The organism is Streptomyces coryli, assembly GCF_011044975.1.
Classification (GTDB): domain Bacteria; phylum Actinomycetota; class Actinomycetes; order Streptomycetales; family Streptomycetaceae; genus Streptomyces; species Streptomyces coryli.
On the sequence record NZ_JAAKZV010000205.1, the window covers coordinates 1 to 15,174 of the forward strand.

The window sequence follows — 15,174 nt, forward strand, 5'->3', positions numbered from 1 at the left end:
GGTCTGTAGCACGCTGCGCGTGCTACAACCAGCGGGTGCTGCGCACCCGCTTTCCCGGCCGCGTTGCGGCCGGGTGGGCCCGCTTTGCGGGCCCTGGCCCTCGCTTCGCGAGGGCATCACGGGGTCCTGAAGGCTCTCAACCTTGCTTCTGAGCAGGGTCTTTGCCGCTCCGCGGCAAAGACGGGGCTGGCTACAGGGAGGGGGTCGGCTAGGTGATCATCATTCCGTTCGCACTGGAATTCATTTCCGAAATGAATAATCCGGATTCCCGACTCTGTCAATTCCAATTGTTTATAGACTCCCCATGTCGCCCCTTTTTCAAACGGCCGGAAGGCCGTTTTCCATTGCCCCGCAGGGTTGGGCCCCAGGCGCGAAGCGCCTTTGAGGGGGCCCGCCGCGCTAGCGGCTGCCCGAAGGGCAGGGGTTTGTCCGCCCCGTGGCCGAAGGCCACTTGAGGGGGCGGTCTTCCTTTAGGACCCGCGAAGCGGGGCCCTGGCCGCCCGTGGCCGAAGGCCACTTAAAGGCGGCCCAGCCCGAAGGGCTGACGATTGGCCGCGCATTTTTGATCATAGAAAGGGCGGGCAGCGTGGAAGCTGCCCGCCCTTTCTGTTGTCTATTCGTTACCTATTTTGCCTCCTCTGTTTCTGAAGTCATGGCGTCGAGCCACTCGTCGGGGTTCATTCCGTCGAGTGTGGGCCCTTCTTCGGTCCATTCGATGTGGCCCGGGTCGAGGGTGATTCCAGCGGTTTTGGCGCGGCTGAGAATGTTCTCCTCGGCTTCGGTCTGTTCCTCTTCGACTTCCGCCTCGAAGTGCATGACTCCTGCGGCTGTGAGGGCCTCGGGAGTGCAGCCGTTGAGGCGGGCGAGGTGGAACAGGTCGGCGACGAGATCCCCGCCGATCTCGGTGAGAGCCTCACGGTCGATGGTGAGGGTTCCGTCGAGGTAGTCGCCCTGTCCGGTCTCGCTCCCGAACGCCTCCAGGGCGATGCGCGCCCAGTGTGCGCGGGTGCGGTTGGTCTCTGCGGGGCCGTCGTCGTAGATGCTCACCGGATCCACCCCCGCCAGAGAAGGGCGCCGTCGCTCTGCTTCGGGGTGATGCCCGCGCCCACGGCATCGCGGTAGGCGCTGAGGGCCTCTGCCGCCTTCTGTCCAGCCTCGTGGCGGGCGTATTCAGGGTTCGGGCACTGGTCGGCGGTGAGTAGCTCCTCGATGGCGCTTACGAGGAGGTCGATGGAGGCGTCGGGGTCGATGACGGTGCACAGGATTCCGTCGGCGGTCACCGCCCATACCTCCGTTCCGTCCGGGCAGATGTCGCGGGAGTCGAAGAGATCACCGCAGGCTACGCATTCGAATAGAGCGGTGGGTTGAATGCGGTAGGGAGAAAGGTCTCCGCACTGCGAGCAGCAGATCGGGGTCACTTGGATTTGCCTTTCGTGCTGTGGCGTGCCCCGGTTTTCCGGGGTGGGCCCCAGCAGGCCGCGCGCTTGCGCGCGGTCTTGTCGGCCCGGTGCGCGAGCGTCAGCGAGCAGGGCCGACAACCCTTTGCCGGTGAACGCGCCGAAGGCGCCCGGCAAATGGCGGTCCGCGCGCAGCGTGGACTGCCTCGGGGGTGAACGCGCCGAAGGCGCCCCCCGAGGCACCCGCAGGGGCCGCCAGGCCCCGGAGGGCGGGCCGCGTGGAAGCGCGTGGCACGCTGGGGCCCACCCCGGAAATTGAAAGAGGCGCAGCGGTCGGTGACCGCTGCGCCTTGCTGCGCCCTGCTCTCCGCCTTCTCTAGCGAGAGTGATCAGGCTGCCAATGCCTGCACGGCACCGTCGTTCATCGCCTCAAAGGAGCTGGCCGGCCGACAACTACACCCGGCCCCGCCGCTACAGCGGTGTTCAGCAGCCGTACCGCTCGAGAATGGCGCGGGACTTCCCGTCAGCCGCGGTCAGGGCATGCACCCCGCCGTCACGGGCGTGGTCCAGGCGCAGCGCCGGCGCCTTCTTCTCGAGTGGAGTGATGGTCATCCGGCTGCTGTTGCGCTCCGGCCCCTCGATCACCGCGGCATCTGGCGCGTACGGGGTTCCGTGAAGGCACCGGCCGCTTCCGCCGAGTTCACGCTCGTACCGGTCGAAGGCGCTCGGGAACAGGTAGGTGGAGGCCTGTGTGCCGCCGTAGAGCACCCCCAGCTGCAGCAGCACGAACACGGCCACGTGCCAGCCGAACATCCCCCGGCGATCCCACAGCCGGCGCAGGCCGAAGGTCGCCGCGGTGCCGACCACCGCCGTCGAGGCGACCGCGATCAGGTAGGACCAGGTGCGGTGGTCGTGCCACAGCTGGGCGTCGACGAGCACCTGCAGTGCCACGAGCATGCACACCAGGCCGGCGCCGATGCCGAACAGCGCTGCCGGCACGGAGTGATCGGGGCGGCCATCTTCGCCTGTCGGCGGAGCGATCCGGCGCATCAAGACCGTTGCCATGGCCGGCGCCCCCTCTGCTGCCGCGTAGCCGGTGTGCGTGGACACGCTACCCGCTGCGAAGTGGGCCATACGCTCCCGCGTGTGCGGTGCGCGGGCGTCCGGCGAGTTGTGGGCCGTAGATTCGTCATCATGAGCGATTCCCCAAGACGCCTGCCGCCGGACATGGATCCGGCCTCGGCCGCGATGATCCTCGGCTGTGAGGCGCGGCAGGTCGGGCCGTGTGCACGCTGCCGCGGTCTCACCGTTCGCTACGGGCGGGGCGCCCAGGTCATCTGTCCGGCGTGCCGGGCCGAGACGCCCCCGCGGTGACGGCCTGGTCGGAAGAGCTGCGGCCCAGAGGTCCCGGCCGCTGCCCCACGGGGAAGGGCAGCCGGGCCGGGGCTGGGGCCACCAGCGCGCCCCGGTTGCGACGACGGGGACCGCGCTGCTGCTCACGCTAGCCCGGTGCCTTCGGATCTCGCAGGCAGACGGCGACGACGTCGGGGAGCGGCCGCCGGCCCGCGACGGGGGGCGCGGGCCGGCGGGGTCTGTGTTCTCGTCCGTGCTGGGTCGGCGTCCGGGGGCGGGGGTGTTCGACGCTGTAGCGGACCGCTGCGTGGCCGTCGCGTTTCCGGCGTTCCGAGGGCGCCTTCCGTGTCACAGCCATGCGCCGGGTTCGACGTGCGCGTACTCGCAGTAGGCGCGCCTGAAGCGCTGGTGCCCGGTGTCGCGGGTGTGTTCGGCCATCCAGCGGGTGAGTGCGTCGGCGTCGGTCAGCGGGCCGGAGGCCTCACCGCAGTCCTCTTCGTCGCCAGAGACGCACACAGCCTCATACTCCGCTTCCGCGGCCTGGTCCGCCGTGATGGCGGGCTGCCCGGAGGTGCCGGCCGTGCTGACATCGAACATCCGGAACCGGTAGGAGTGCGTACTCACCGATGCTCCCGGGGACGGTCGGCGTGGTGGGAGGCTCCGCCGTACTCGCCGGTCTGCGGGTCGCGGGTGCTCACCGTCATCGTGACCACGTACTCCCACATGCCCTCTACCCGTCCGGGGATCTTGGCAAGGGCGATCCCGTGAGGCTCGAGCGCGGGCGATTGCCGTACGACGTCGGCGGCGGCCTGAAGGGCGTCGGCGGGCGTTGCCCCGTTGCATTCCAGGGCGGTCAGTGCGGATACCGAGACGTCGCTTGCCTGCCCCCGGTCGGCGAGTGCGCGTACACCCGCGGTCGCCACATCGAGGGAGCGGACGAGATCGCGGGCGAACGCGGGCGGCTGGCCGTTCTGCACCTGCTCAACCGCGCCTTGATCCTGGCGGGGCGCGGGGAGATGAGCGGTGGGGCCGCGCTGTTGGTGCGGGTTGTCGGTGTGCGCCATGGCTGGACGGTACGGGCGGCCCTCGTCAGTGAGGGCGTACAGAGTGTGCGCCTTGCCCGGATACTCAACGGCCGTAGGTGGGGGCAGGGTTCGGCCCCCGGGGATCCAGGCGCACGGGTTCCCGGGGGCCGAGGGCCACAGGCGGCTTCTGCGGGGGCACGGCCGCCTGCGGCGGTCAGAGATGGCCGGTGCGGGCGGCGTCGACCTCGAGGACGGCCGCACGCAGCTGGTCGGCGTCGATGTTGCGGGGGGAAGCGGTCGACGGGCGGCTGAGGCAGGCCGCCTGCCAGGTGCCATCGTCGTTGGTGGGCATCAGTACCCAGGATCCGGACGAGAGCGTCCGCAGGCCCTGGACAACGGGCTTGGTAGTGGCCGCAGCGTGCGGGGTGACGTGCACGATCAGCTCGTGCCGCCAGTAGTCGGCGACCACGCCGTACCCGGCCTCAAAGGGGACATCAAGGCGGTCGAGCGCGGCCAGGCCGCGCTCGAGCGGCGCGATCACCATCGCGTCCCAGGTCTCACCGGCCGCGGCCAGAACCGTGCCGGACGGTCCGGCACCGGCAAGGCGCCGCTCCATCTCGTCATCCGGGTCGCGGAAAGCGGCGACCCACCCCGCAGGGATGGTGTGTGAGGAACTGGCCATATGCGCACGGTAGGAGGCGTAGAACGGAAGGTAGGCGCACAGAGTGTGCGCCTTGCCTGCCCGCCCCTGCTGGAGCTGAAGATGGACAGACGGGCCATCGGCCGCCGCATCAACTACTGGCGCACTCGCCGGAACTTCACCCAGGCGGAATTCGGCGCACTGATGGGCGGCAGGTCCAAGCGCTGGGTGCAGGCCTTCGAGGCCGGCGACCGGCAGGCGGACCCGCGGCTGTCGGTGCTGGAGGACGCCGCCCGTGTCCTGAGGATTGATCTGTTCGCGCTGCTCGCGGACGCGCCGACGGTCGACTGCGTTGACCCGGTCGAGCTGCAGCGCATCCGCGAGGCGCTGCAGAGCCACGACGTACTCACCGGCACCGACGACACCGACCCTGCCGACCCGCTGCCCATCGACGCCTTACGGGGCCGCGTCATCCACGGCTGGACGAGCTTTCAGGCCTCCCACTTCGCCAGCCTCGGCCGCCTGGTCCCGGACCTGCTCGTGGCCGCCAACCGGGCCGCCGCCCGCCACACCGGCGACGACCAGCTGGCGGCCTACCGGTCGCTGTCCATGGTGCTGCAGCTCACCGAGGCCGCCTCCATCAAGTTCGGCGACGGCGCCCTCGCGACGATCGCCGGCCACCGCGCCGTCGCCGCCGCCGAGCATTCCGGTAGCGCGGTCATCATGGCCTCGGCCTGCCGGCACCTCGCCGACGCGATGACCAACGACGGACAGCCCCGCGCCGCCGCCGACTTCGCCGTCACCGCCGCCGCCCGCCTCGAGCCGGACCTCACCGCCCGCGGCGCCGACGGGCTGAGCACGCTCGGCATGCTCTACCTCAAAGCCGCGTTGGCCCGTGCCGTGGCAGCCGACCGCGACGACCAGGCCGCCATCCACGACGCCCGCGCCGTCCCCGATCTGCTGGACCAGGCCGACGGACACGCCGCCGAACTCGGCGACACCGGCGACAACAACGCGCTGTTCACCGCGTTCTCGGACACCAATGTGGCGATATACCGCGTCGCCGCGCACGTGCAGCTGTCGCAAGGCGCGGACGCCGTCGCCGTCGCGCTGAACATCACCGACGACGCGCGGGCCGCCCTGCCGAGGGAACGGCGCGCGCACCACCTCGCCGACCTCGCCCGCGCCTACACCCAAGCCGGACAGCGGGAGAAGGCCGTCGACACGCTGCTTGAGGCGGAGGCTGAAGCAGCGGAAGAAGTCCAGTGCCGGCCGCGGACCCAACGCCTCGTCGACGACCTGCGACTGCTCGGTACGGGAAGCGCAGAGGGGAGGTTGCGGGCGCTGGCCGCACGCTGTGGACTGCCCGGATGACGAGCACCCTTTATGTGATCTCCAGCGCCGCACCGCCCGCCCGCCACCTCACCACCGGCATCCACGCCGCCCAGGCCCGCGGCTGGGACGTCTGCCTCATCCTCACCCCCGCCGCCCACCGCTGGGCCACCGAAGACCCTCAGGACACCGGCGCCGGCGAAGGCGGGGCGGACACGCTCGTCGAGCTGACCGAGCTCACCGGCCACCCCGTACGCCACCACTACAAACTCCCCTCCCAAAGCGACGTCCACCCGGCCCCAGACGCCCTTCTCGCCGCCCCCGCCACCCTCAACACCCTCACCAAATGGGCCGACGGACACGCCGACACCCTCGCCCTCGGCCTCCTCACCGAAGGCCTCGGCCTCGACCTGCCCATCGTCGCCCTGCCCTACATCAACGCCGCGCAGGCCAAACACCCCGCACTCCCCCGCGCCGTCACTACCCTGCGCACCGCCGGCGTCCGGGTACTCCTCGACGACGGACAAGGCCACGGCGAAGGATTCGTGCCCCACCAGCCCAAACACGGCCGCGTCGAGGAATACCCCTGGTCCCTGGCCCTTGACGCACTCCCACCCACAACCTGACCGGCCCCCGGCTCCCTCGGGCCGAACCGGACGGCGAGCCGGGGCGCATGCGGGTCAGCCGTCGTACGGGTCAGCGCTCGGTGCCGGTGGCGGTGCGGTCCTGGCGCTGCAGCTGTCGCGCTGGTGAGCAACCCGAGCACTCCGCGACCTCGGGGCGGTGCAGCGCGGCTGAGGCTCGCTCGGCGGTGAGGCGTTCGCCGTCGGTGACCACGCAGGTGACGGTATGCAGCGTGTAGCGCTGGGGCCGGCCGTCGTGCTTGCGGTGCTTCTGCAGCAGGAACACCCCGGGGGCGGTGGCGCCAGCGGGTCGCAGTTCGTCGATGAGCTCGGTTTCCGGGCGGCAGATCTCGCAAGGAGTAACGGGCGTGTGGGTGTCGATGAGGGCGTCGCGAGCGGCAGCTGCGGTGAAGCCGCCGGATTCGCCGGCCGGGCTGGTCACCGGGCAGTCGTCGCGGTGCAGCACGCCGCGGCCGGGCAGCTGCCCGGGGGCGGGGATGTGCTGGATCCGGTAGCTGTCCGCGGGCGGCCGACGGGTCGGGTCGTAATTGAGCTGCTCAATCCGCTCACGCACCGCCCCGAGCTGCAGCGACAGGTAGAACTCCAGCAGCCGCAGCTGATCTATGTCTTTGGGAAGTCGCGGGTGGAACACGGCGCGGCACCTCCTATTCCGTGCCGGTCCGTCGGTGGGCGCAAGGTTCTTCGGGCACGGCCCGCAGCGAGCCGCGGGCCGGCATGCCGGTGGTCCCAGAGGCGTGGGCCTCGCTCTCCTGCACCGGGCTGACACGGCCGTCCTGGTCGGGCAGCCACAACGCCGCGGTGCGTGGTGTGCCGGCGAGCTGCCCGCGTCCGGAGGCAGTGACCTGCACCTGGCGCCGGCGCAGCAGCCCGTGCCCGGCACCCACCCCGTCCCAGCTGGCGCCGGTCACCTCGAGGCGGACCTGGGCGCCCTCCCAGGATCCGGTGGTCAGCAGGATCGCGCCGGTGCGGCGCAGCACCGCCTCTATGCGGCGGGCGGTGCGGCCAGCGGCCGGGCCGAGCGGTCCGAGCAGCAGCAGCGGGACGGCCTCGGCGAGCAGCGCCACGACCTGCGGCCAGCGTTCGCCGGGGTGGTCCGTCCAGAGACCGACACCCAGGTCCAGGCCCATCGATTCGGCGGCGAGTACCCCGAGTTGCGGCAGGCCGATCACCGCCCAGGCGCCGGCCTCGGTGGCGGCGTCGGCGGCCACCGCGAGCAGCAGGGGGAGGTCCCCGCTCACGCTCACCGTGGTGCCGGGCTGCAGCCGTCCGCCCGGCAACAGGCCGCGGAGCCCGGCCGTGACCGGCAGGGCCGGCCGGGCCGGGGGCGGGGTGTCGAGGGCGTACACGAGCTCGTCACCGCGGCAGGGACCAGGCGGCCTGCTTGAGCTGCATCCGGGCCGCGGGCGAGGCGCCGGCCGGGCTCCTCCAGTACGGGTGCGCGGCGATCTGCCGGGACAGCTGCAGAAGGCGCCGGCGCAGGGCGGCCGTCTGCGGGCCGGGCTCGGCGGCGAGGTGTGCGTAGGTGGCGTACCAGTCGCGCTGGGCGGCGAGGAGCTCGGAAGGGTAAGCGGGCTGGGGCATGACTTGATGATGCCACTTGTTCGAATATTTGTTCTAGTCGACGCTCCGTACGGGCGTCTTCGCTTCCTGCCGGCGGCGTCCCGGCGCTACCCTGGAGGTGACGCCGGAGGTCGTGGGCCTCCGGAAGTCGTGGGGCCAGGTGACCTGGGGCATTACCGGGAGCCTGGCCTGGCGCATGTCTGGGGCCGCTGTCAGGAGACGTGGACGGGGAAGTCGACGACCCGCTCGCCGAGGATGTCCCGGTAGCGGGCATCCCCCAGCTTCTCCGCCCGTACGGCGCCGGCGACGACATCGGGGACCCACAGCAGTGGGTCGGCGGCTCCGACGAGGTGGTCGACGCGGAAGCGGGCATCCTTGGGCAACGTGTAGCGGGCGTGCTGGACGGTGACGATGTCGCGGGCGTTGAGGACCGCGTCCCGCGATTCCATGACCAGGTGCTCGACGCCGAAGCTGTGCAGCTCGTAGACCAGCCGGTGCAGGCAGTGGGCGCGGGCGCGTTCCTGCCGGCGCGGGCGCACGGGGGCACCGACGGCGACGATGTGCAGCCCGTCGAAGCCGGCCACCGTCCGGGCGAGCTGGTCGCGCTGGGCGGCGTCGGCCTTGGTCCAGTGCACTTTCGAGGTGGCGTGCCGGGCCTGCATGCGCCGCATCGCCTCGCGTACGAGCTCCCGCGCGTCCTCCGGGATGACCGCCGCGGCGATGATGTAGAAGCCGGCGTTGGCATGCTCCTCGAAGGACTCGTCCGACCAGGCGGTTTCCGCCCTCATGCGCCACTCCCCCGCATCGTGCGCAGGGCGGCGAGCAGCTGCTCGCGCTCGAGCTCGGAGCGGCGCCGCACCGCCGCGATCGTGTCGGTGTCGACGACGTCGGCCAGTGCGGCCCGGGCGATGCCGGTGAGCTGGTCCGGGGAGAGCGCCTCGGCCTGCACGGTGGCCGGCATGTGCGCGCCGCGGTGGTCGGTGCGCTTTTGCGGGGCCGTCTGCAGCCGGTAGCGGGCCACCTGCTTCGGTGTCACGGCCAGCCGTACGACGGTGGGCGGCTTCCCGCCGAGCTCGGTGACGAAGGCAGTGACGTCTGCGGCAGCCGCGTCCAGGATCGACAGCCCGGAGGGGTCGAGGTCGCCGATGCTCAGTACGGTGGTTGCGACGTGGCGGCGGGCGATCCGGTGGGCGGCGTCGTGCTTGGCGGCCACGGATTCGAAGCCGCCGCTGCAGTAGACCGTGACGCCGAACTCCTTGGTGATGTCGGCGAGCATCGGCATCATGCCGGCTGCCTCGATCCACATCTCGACGGCGCGCGGTTGGCCCTCGGTCAGCGGGCGCCGGTAGTTGTCGGCCGCGGCGGTCATCGACTCCCAGAACGCCTCTGGGCCGGCGTACCCCGCGTCGCCGCCCATGGATGCCGCACGGTCGTCGCGGATCGCCTCCATGGGGATCAGCCGGGCGCGGCGGGCGCGGTTGAGGGTTTCGGTCAGCCGGTCGTAGGCGCGCTCGTCCTTCGGATAGCCGTGAGCGCCCACCAGCCGGTAGAAGACCTGTCGGGCGGTCATCGGCAGATACGCCTCGTACTCGGCGAGAATCTGTCGGATCTGCTCGACCAGGCGCAGCGTGGCCGGCTTCGGTGCCCAGGGTGCGAAGCCCCGTACCCGCGTGCGGGTGTAGAGGCGGCCCGAGACCGTGTTACGGCCAGCCGTGTCCATGGCCGTCATGCTGGCAGCGCCCGCGGGCCGGCTGGTCCGGATTCCGGCAGGTTCACCCTCTAGAACACCCTGGGTTGCCTCGCGTCTCTGCCGCACCCGTGCTGGTTCTGCGGCAGGAGGACAGGGCTGGCAAGGATGGTTCAGGCGGCCGGTGTCGGTGGCGACGGATTCGGGCGTGCCGTCGGGCCGGGCCGGCGGGTGCGTGGTAGCTCTTCGCTCGTGCTGTCCCTTCCTTCCGCGGGTCCGATGCTCGCCGCTCCCGTGGATGAACTCGTCTTGCCGCCGCATTTCGTCGCCGAGCCGAAGTGGGACGGGATCCGGGCCCTGGTGGCGATTTGGCCCAACGGGCTGGTGCTGGTGCGTTCGCGGCACGGTACGGACATGACGAAGGCGTTCCCCGAGATCGCGGCCGCGGCGCGGGCGGACCTGCCCGGCGACGTGCTGCTCGACGGGGAGCTGATCTCCTGGCGGGATGGCCGGCTGTCTTTCGCCGACCTCCCGCCGCGGTTGAACCGCTCCGCCGCGACGGCCGCGCGCCTGGCTGCGGCGGCGCCCGCGCATTTCGTCGCATTCGACCTGCTGCACTGGGGCGAGGACATGACCGCCCGCCCGTACGCCGAAAGGCGCGCCGCCCTCGAGGAGCTGTTCGCCGACTACCGGCTTGGCGGCACGTGGGCGCTGTGTCCGGCGAGCAGCGAACTGGCGGACGCCGAGGAGTGGTTGACCTGGTCAGTCGTGGGTCTGGAAGGGGTTGTGATCAAGGACGAGCGGGCCGCCTATCGCCCTGGCGCCCGCGGCTGGCGGAAGTACCGGGTGCGGCACAGTGCCGAGGCCATCATCGGGGCGGTGACCGGACGGCTGACGCGTCCGTCCAGCCTGCTGTTGGGCCGGTACGACGAGGGCGGCCGGCTGCGCTACACCGGCCGCACCACCCCGCTGTCCACCGCGGCCGCCGAGCAACTCACCGCCGCGCTCGCCCCCGCACCGGATGATCACCCCTGGGTGGGCCGGAGCTTCTCCGCCGGCTGGGGCAGTAGCGAGCAGCTGCACCCGACACTGGTCGCCCCCGAGCTGGTGGCGGAGGTCAGCGTCGACGTCTCCGTCGACGCCGGCCGCTGGCGCCACCCCGTACGCCTGCTGCGGCTGCGGCCCGATCTGACCCCCGGCAAGGTGCCTCTCTTCGGCGCCGACCACGCCTCGTGAGGTTCACCGCGGCCGGGCCGTGCCCCGCCACACCACGCCCGCGGCGGAGGGCGCGACGCTCTGGAGCCGTCAACGCCGGCGTTCGGGTCAGGCAGCACCGGGCGGACTCGGCAACGCCTTGCCCGCGGCGTCCTTCGCCGCATCGAGTGCCTGGGTGAGGGCCTCGGTTACGGTCGCGGCCGTGCCCGTCAGGTTCTCGAGCTCGGCAACCGCCAGGTCGTCGCGCGCGGTCCGGGCAACGAGCTCGAGCAGTTCACCGCCGCTGTCGGACAGCTCCCGGACCTGTCGCCACTCGGCTCGCCACTCGGCGTAGCGGCGATCGGCCGCGGCCACCTCGGCGGCGTAGCCCTCCAGCGCCTCAATGCGGCGGGTGATCCCCGCGAGGGACTGATCCAACGCGCTGCGGCCGGCCTGCCGCAGCTCCAGCAGGGAAGGGTTCTCGCTGTCGCCGTCGGCCTGCTGGTGGAACCTCTTCGCCCGCTGGGTGTAGTCGCGCAGCTCCTGCGCGATCTCCCATTCCTGGGCGGGCAGCTGCAGCCGGTTGCGGGAGTGGTCGATGAGGTCCTCGGCCTGGACTCGGGAGCGCAGCACGGCAGTGATCGCCCGCTGGGCGCGGGCGAGCAGGCGGGCGGCCCGCACGTCTAGCTCCTCCGGGAGGATGTAGCGGCCGTGCGCCTGGTGGACCTCGCGCATGCCCGCGTCCATAGCGGTCGCGCTCAGCACCCGCCACATCGCGGCCACCAGCCCGACACCACCGACCACTACGGCAAAGCCCAGCAGACCGTTACTCACCACCGTGTACGCCTTGTCGAGGTCGGGCACCACCTCGCTGGGCGGGTGTTCGTTGTCGATGCGGCTGGCCACGAGGCGGTGCAGGAGCCACAGCACTCCCGCGCAGATGCCTCCCAGGCTCACCGGGGCGACCGCTTCCCACCACGGACTTGCGGGCAGTTGGGGTGCGGGCTGATCGGCAGCATGCAGCAGGTCTTTGGACGCGTTACGCAAAGCCGAGCGCACCTCTGCCGGCAGTTCCGGATCGACGGCCATCCGCGCAGCGGACGCGTCGCCGGTGTGCTTGCGGAGCATCCTCTACCTCCCTCGCCCGCTATCGCTGTCCCCCGAGCTGGTGACGCCCTCGTTGTACTCACGGACGTACTCGAGCATGTGCCGGGGTTCGATGGCGGCCACCGCTTCCTCCTTCTGCAGCCGGCCGTTGACCTCTGCCTCGAAGGCAGCGGCCTCGAGCTCCGCGACCCGATGCGCCAGGAGCAGCGCCTCATCCCGACCGTGCGCGTACGCGACGGCTCGCCCGACATCGCTGACGTACTGCCAGCCCTCGCCCTCCACCCAAGCCCGCAGCCCGGTAAAGGCCCCGTCGGTCACCGCCCACCGGTCGACGTCGACGCGCTCGCGGCGCACCACGATCTCCGCGTACCCGCCGATCCCGCGGTCCGGGACCGGCACCCGGAACTCCACAACCAGCGCCATCTGCCGTCGCAGCACTTCGAGCTCGTTCACTGCTGCGCACCGTCCTTCTGTTCCAGCTCCTGGTGGGCCGCGAGTACACGGCGCAGCGTCGGCCACAGCAGGTCGTTCAGGCCGTACGCGGGGTCGATGAGGGTGAGCTGTGTGGCTTCATGGACGCTGCGCAGAGCGTCGCGGTGCAGCCCAGGCCACATCAACGCCAGTTCACCGGGGTCGAGGTGAACGCCGAAGCCGGTGTGCGGGTCGCCGCCCCAGACGGTGACAATCTCGCCCTTCGGGTGCTCTCCGGCCGCGTAGAGGCGGTGCGCGAAGACCAGCAGGCCGGCACGGCGGGCCGCATCGAGCAGCTGCTCGAGAAGGTGAGGGTCGGTGACGAACCCCTCGACGGCGGCGCGTTGCTCCCACGTCCGGCCGTCCGGGCCGGCCTCGATCTCGCCCGGCTGCGAGCCGATGGTGAGGAAGCCGGCACGACAGCACGCGGCGAGCGTGGGAATCAACTCGGTCGTCTCGTCGTCGGGGCCGTAGTTCGGGGCGTAGCCGGGCCAGGACGCGATCCGTCCCTCAAGCCAGGCGGCCATCAGCTCGCCGAGGTCGCCCAGAGTGCGGGCGGCGCGCCAGCGGCGCCGGTCGGCGCGGCTCATCCAGGGCCATACGGGCATGTGCGGGGCTCCTCTCGGGCAGAGGGCCGGTGCCAAGGGGCGCCGGCGCTCGTGGGTGGTCAGCGGGCGAGGATCTCGCGGTCGATGTCGGTGTGCTCCACCGCGACGCGGAAGTCGTCGCGCAGCCAGGTGCCGAGGGAGATCGCGAAGGCGACACTGCGATGACGTCCCCGTACACCTCCGACGGCGACGGTGACCGGGGCGGCGGACGGGTCGGCGCGGAAGGCGCGGACCGCCGCGGCGGTGGCGTCGAGGAGCGGCACGATGCCGTCGGTTCCCAGCACCAGGCGGTGAACCGGCTCGTCGCGGCCAGTGCGCTGGACGAGGTCGGGGTGTACGCAGGGGTCGCGGAAGGGGCGCAGGTCGAGGACGAGGTGCGCGTCGTCGACGTCGGCGGGGACGGCGTCGTCGTGGTGTCCGTAGCCGAACGAGACGATGCGCACCTCGGCCTCAAGGGCGAGCGCGGCGAGCTGCGCCTCGGCCTCGGCGAGCGCCTCCTCGAGGTCGTGGCCCGCGTAGTCGTTGAGCAAGGTCCGTAAGGTGGCCGCCTTGTGCTGGTGGTAGTCGAGGAGCTCCTCGCGGGTGACCCGCGACGGCTCGTCGCCGTACTCAGCAAGGGCACGCTTGGCGGCGGCGAGCTCGTCCTCATGGCCGTACTCGGCGGCGAGGTCAGCAGCGTTGAGCAGCTCGTCGTACGCGGCGCGGGTGGAGGTCTTGACGAGCAGCGTGTCGGCACGCCTCTGAAGGTTGATCATCGTCTCGAAGGCGGCGAAGTGATCGTTGCTGGTCATGTCTGGGTGCTCCTGGAGGGGTGGGTGGGGGCGCCGGGTGCCGGTGCCCCCACGGCGTGGGTCAGATGCCCTGGTAGGCGGTGACGGTGACGATGCCGTCGTGGGTGGCGTGTTCGGCGTGCATGAGCAGGCGGTGGAGGTGCCGGTAGCACGCGAACTGGTGCCGCGCCTTGCCGAGTCCGGGAAGCCCGGATTTGTTGACGGTGTAGGTCACGACGTGATCGGGCCGGGCGACACATCCGGGAGTGCTCGACTCGAAGGCGCCCACGCAGGCCGGGCGCGTGTCCTGGCTGAGCGTCTCCTGCTTGCCGCTGAGCTGCGTGTAGGCAGTGAATTCGTAGGCCATCGCACGGCTCCTTAGATGACGACGGCGCGGCCGGCGTCGGTGATGCGGAAGAGGTACAGGTGCTCGCGGTGCTCGCCGCTGGGATCGTCCTCGCCGCGGCGGTGGCCGCAGTCGTCGGTGTCGGCGGCGTAGCCGCCCCGTTCGAGAGCGCGTTTGTCGGCGTCGGAGATGCTGCACGGGTCAATCTGTCCGGCGGATCGCCGAGCTGCGGCGCACAATGCGTCGAATGCGCGGGGCGTGACTTTGAGGAGCAGCACGCTCCATTCCGCCAGCTCAGCTCGGTAGATGTCGCACGCCTCAAGCCAGTCCTCGAACTGCCCGGGGCTCCAGCCGGCGGGGTCGCCGTAAATGACCCGGAGGATCTGCGGGTCGGGGCTGCCGGTCATCAGATCACCGGGCCTTGTTCGTGTGCGGCCGGAGCATGGCGTGGCAGGCGCCAGCGTGGGTGTTGGCGTCCTCGAGGGTGGGTTCAATTCGGCGGGTGAAGAGGTCTAGCAGGGCCATGGGTGGGCGCTCCTTCTCGCGCTCGGATGGGTGGATGGGTGTCGGGGCGGCCGGCGAGTTGGCAGACCGGACGGCCGACCCGAGGCGGTGGTCAGTGGGCCCGGTCGTCAGCGGATTCGGCGACGAGGGCGAGTGCTGCGGCGGCGGTGTCGTGCAGGGTTTCGCGCACCGGCACGCCGTGGCGCCGGGCTACATAGATCAGGTACCGGTTCCGCTCGGGGTTGGGGCAGTCGGGCGGGCAGCCGAGGACCGCCCGGCCGGTGGCCACGTCGAGGCCGAACTCGACGTTGGTGGTGAAGCCGGGGAGGGTCGCCAGGTCGCGGGGAATCCAGAAGAGGATGGCGCTGGCCGTGGCGCGGGCGGCGGTCTCCCAGTCGACCTGGTCCTCGTAGCGGGCGGCGCGCTTGCCGAGGCGGGACTCAGGGCTGATGACGGTCAGCGGCTGCTGACCGGTCCACTGCTGGCGCAGCGCCATGGTGGCGGGGGGCCGCCAGGATGGGACGGCGGGGTTGAGC

At 71.3% G+C, this 15,174-nt stretch carries 21 protein-coding genes; 3 read left to right on the forward strand and 18 right to left on the reverse strand.

Annotation, left to right across the window (positions count from 1 at the left end):
* Positions 1-624: 624 nt before the first annotated feature.
* From G5C51_RS31630 to G5C51_RS31655, 6 genes are all read right to left on the reverse strand, one after another.
* Positions 625-1,047, reverse strand: coding sequence for a hypothetical protein (locus G5C51_RS31630; protein ID WP_165242384.1), 423 nt, complete (start codon positions 1,045-1,047; stop codon positions 625-627).
* Entirely contained in the window at positions 1,044-1,280 is a 237-nt protein-coding gene (locus G5C51_RS31635; protein WP_165242386.1) for a hypothetical protein, read from the reverse strand. Before G5C51_RS31635 ends, G5C51_RS31630 begins: the two co-directional genes overlap by 4 nt.
* A 600-nt stretch (positions 1,281-1,880) precedes the next feature.
* The gene (locus G5C51_RS31640; protein ID WP_165242388.1) at positions 1,881-2,396 is read right to left on the reverse strand and encodes a hypothetical protein; all 516 of its coding nucleotides are present in this window, start codon (positions 2,394-2,396) and stop codon (positions 1,881-1,883) included.
* A gap of 702 nt (positions 2,397-3,098) precedes the next feature.
* On the reverse strand, positions 3,099-3,374 hold the full coding sequence (locus G5C51_RS31645) for a DUF7848 domain-containing protein (protein ID WP_338118375.1): 276 nt from the start codon (positions 3,372-3,374) through the stop codon (positions 3,099-3,101).
* Positions 3,371-3,814, reverse strand: a complete 444-nt coding sequence (locus tag G5C51_RS31650) for a hypothetical protein (protein ID WP_165242390.1) — start codon at positions 3,812-3,814, stop codon at positions 3,371-3,373. The genes G5C51_RS31645 and G5C51_RS31650 overlap by 4 nt, the downstream gene beginning before the upstream one ends.
* A 175-nt stretch (positions 3,815-3,989) precedes the next feature.
* Positions 3,990-4,457: a hypothetical protein gene (locus G5C51_RS31655; RefSeq protein ID WP_165242392.1), complete on the reverse strand. Its 468-nt coding sequence runs from the start codon at positions 4,455-4,457 to the stop codon at positions 3,990-3,992.
* 81 nt (positions 4,458-4,538) lie between these two features.
* Between G5C51_RS31655 and G5C51_RS31660 the strand changes: the two genes are divergently transcribed.
* Positions 4,539-5,789: a helix-turn-helix domain-containing protein gene (locus G5C51_RS31660; RefSeq protein WP_165242393.1), complete on the forward strand. Its 1,251-nt coding sequence runs from the start codon at positions 4,539-4,541 to the stop codon at positions 5,787-5,789.
* A complete protein-coding gene (locus tag G5C51_RS31665) occupies positions 5,786-6,373 on the forward strand; it encodes a flavoprotein (protein WP_165242395.1) in 588 nt (195 codons plus the stop codon). Before G5C51_RS31660 ends, G5C51_RS31665 begins: the two co-directional genes overlap by 4 nt.
* A gap of 70 nt (positions 6,374-6,443) precedes the next feature.
* Here G5C51_RS31665 and G5C51_RS31670 read toward each other — a convergent pair whose 3' ends face one another.
* The 5 genes from G5C51_RS31670 to G5C51_RS31690 all read right to left on the reverse strand — a co-directional run bounded on the left by G5C51_RS31670 (position 6,444) and on the right by G5C51_RS31690 (position 9,671).
* The gene (locus tag G5C51_RS31670) at positions 6,444-7,022 is read right to left on the reverse strand and encodes a DUF6233 domain-containing protein (RefSeq protein WP_165242397.1); all 579 of its coding nucleotides are present in this window, start codon (positions 7,020-7,022) and stop codon (positions 6,444-6,446) included.
* A gap of 13 nt (positions 7,023-7,035) precedes the next feature.
* On the reverse strand, positions 7,036-7,737 hold the full coding sequence (locus G5C51_RS31675; protein ID WP_165242399.1) for a hypothetical protein: 702 nt from the start codon (positions 7,735-7,737) through the stop codon (positions 7,036-7,038).
* A gap of 7 nt (positions 7,738-7,744) precedes the next feature.
* On the reverse strand, positions 7,745-7,972 hold the full coding sequence (locus G5C51_RS31680; RefSeq protein WP_165242401.1) for a hypothetical protein: 228 nt from the start codon (positions 7,970-7,972) through the stop codon (positions 7,745-7,747).
* A 191-nt stretch (positions 7,973-8,163) separates the two neighbouring features.
* Positions 8,164-8,739 (reverse strand): hypothetical protein, encoded by a 576-nt coding sequence (locus G5C51_RS31685; RefSeq protein WP_206314552.1) that lies wholly within the window; start codon positions 8,737-8,739, stop codon positions 8,164-8,166.
* Positions 8,736-9,671, reverse strand: a complete 936-nt coding sequence (locus tag G5C51_RS31690; RefSeq protein ID WP_165242403.1) for a hypothetical protein — start codon at positions 9,669-9,671, stop codon at positions 8,736-8,738. Before G5C51_RS31690 ends, G5C51_RS31685 begins: the two co-directional genes overlap by 4 nt.
* 246 nt (positions 9,672-9,917) lie before the next feature.
* Here G5C51_RS31690 and G5C51_RS31695 point away from each other — a divergent pair, with 246 nt between their 5' ends.
* A complete protein-coding gene (locus tag G5C51_RS31695) occupies positions 9,918-10,874 on the forward strand; it encodes an ATP-dependent DNA ligase (RefSeq protein WP_240930071.1) in 957 nt (318 codons plus the stop codon).
* A gap of 87 nt (positions 10,875-10,961) precedes the next feature.
* On the opposite strand, the gene G5C51_RS31700 is transcribed toward G5C51_RS31695, so the two are convergent.
* The 7 genes from G5C51_RS31700 to G5C51_RS31730 all read right to left on the reverse strand — a co-directional run.
* Positions 10,962-11,960, reverse strand: a complete 999-nt coding sequence (locus G5C51_RS31700; protein ID WP_165242407.1) for a hypothetical protein — start codon at positions 11,958-11,960, stop codon at positions 10,962-10,964.
* A gap of 3 nt (positions 11,961-11,963) precedes the next feature.
* A complete protein-coding gene (locus G5C51_RS31705; RefSeq protein WP_165242409.1) occupies positions 11,964-12,392 on the reverse strand; it encodes a hypothetical protein in 429 nt (142 codons plus the stop codon).
* Positions 12,389-13,018 carry a DUF6919 domain-containing protein gene (locus G5C51_RS31710; protein WP_165242411.1) on the reverse strand — a complete coding sequence of 210 codons (630 nt, stop codon included), beginning with the start codon at positions 13,016-13,018 and terminating at the stop codon, positions 12,389-12,391. The genes G5C51_RS31705 and G5C51_RS31710 overlap by 4 nt, the downstream gene beginning before the upstream one ends.
* Positions 13,019-13,077: 59 nt before the next feature.
* Positions 13,078-13,809 (reverse strand): RapZ C-terminal domain-containing protein, encoded by a 732-nt coding sequence (locus tag G5C51_RS31715; protein WP_240930069.1) that lies wholly within the window; start codon positions 13,807-13,809, stop codon positions 13,078-13,080.
* A 61-nt stretch (positions 13,810-13,870) separates the two neighbouring features.
* The gene (locus G5C51_RS31720; RefSeq protein WP_165242413.1) at positions 13,871-14,155 is read right to left on the reverse strand and encodes a hypothetical protein; all 285 of its coding nucleotides are present in this window, start codon (positions 14,153-14,155) and stop codon (positions 13,871-13,873) included.
* Positions 14,156-14,166: 11 nt separating this feature from the next.
* Entirely contained in the window at positions 14,167-14,541 is a 375-nt protein-coding gene (locus G5C51_RS31725) for a hypothetical protein (protein ID WP_165242415.1), read from the reverse strand.
* A 209-nt stretch (positions 14,542-14,750) separates the two neighbouring features.
* Positions 14,751-15,174 (reverse strand): nucleoside 2-deoxyribosyltransferase domain-containing protein (locus G5C51_RS31730; protein ID WP_165242417.1); only part of this gene is annotated, 424 nt, incomplete at its 5' end.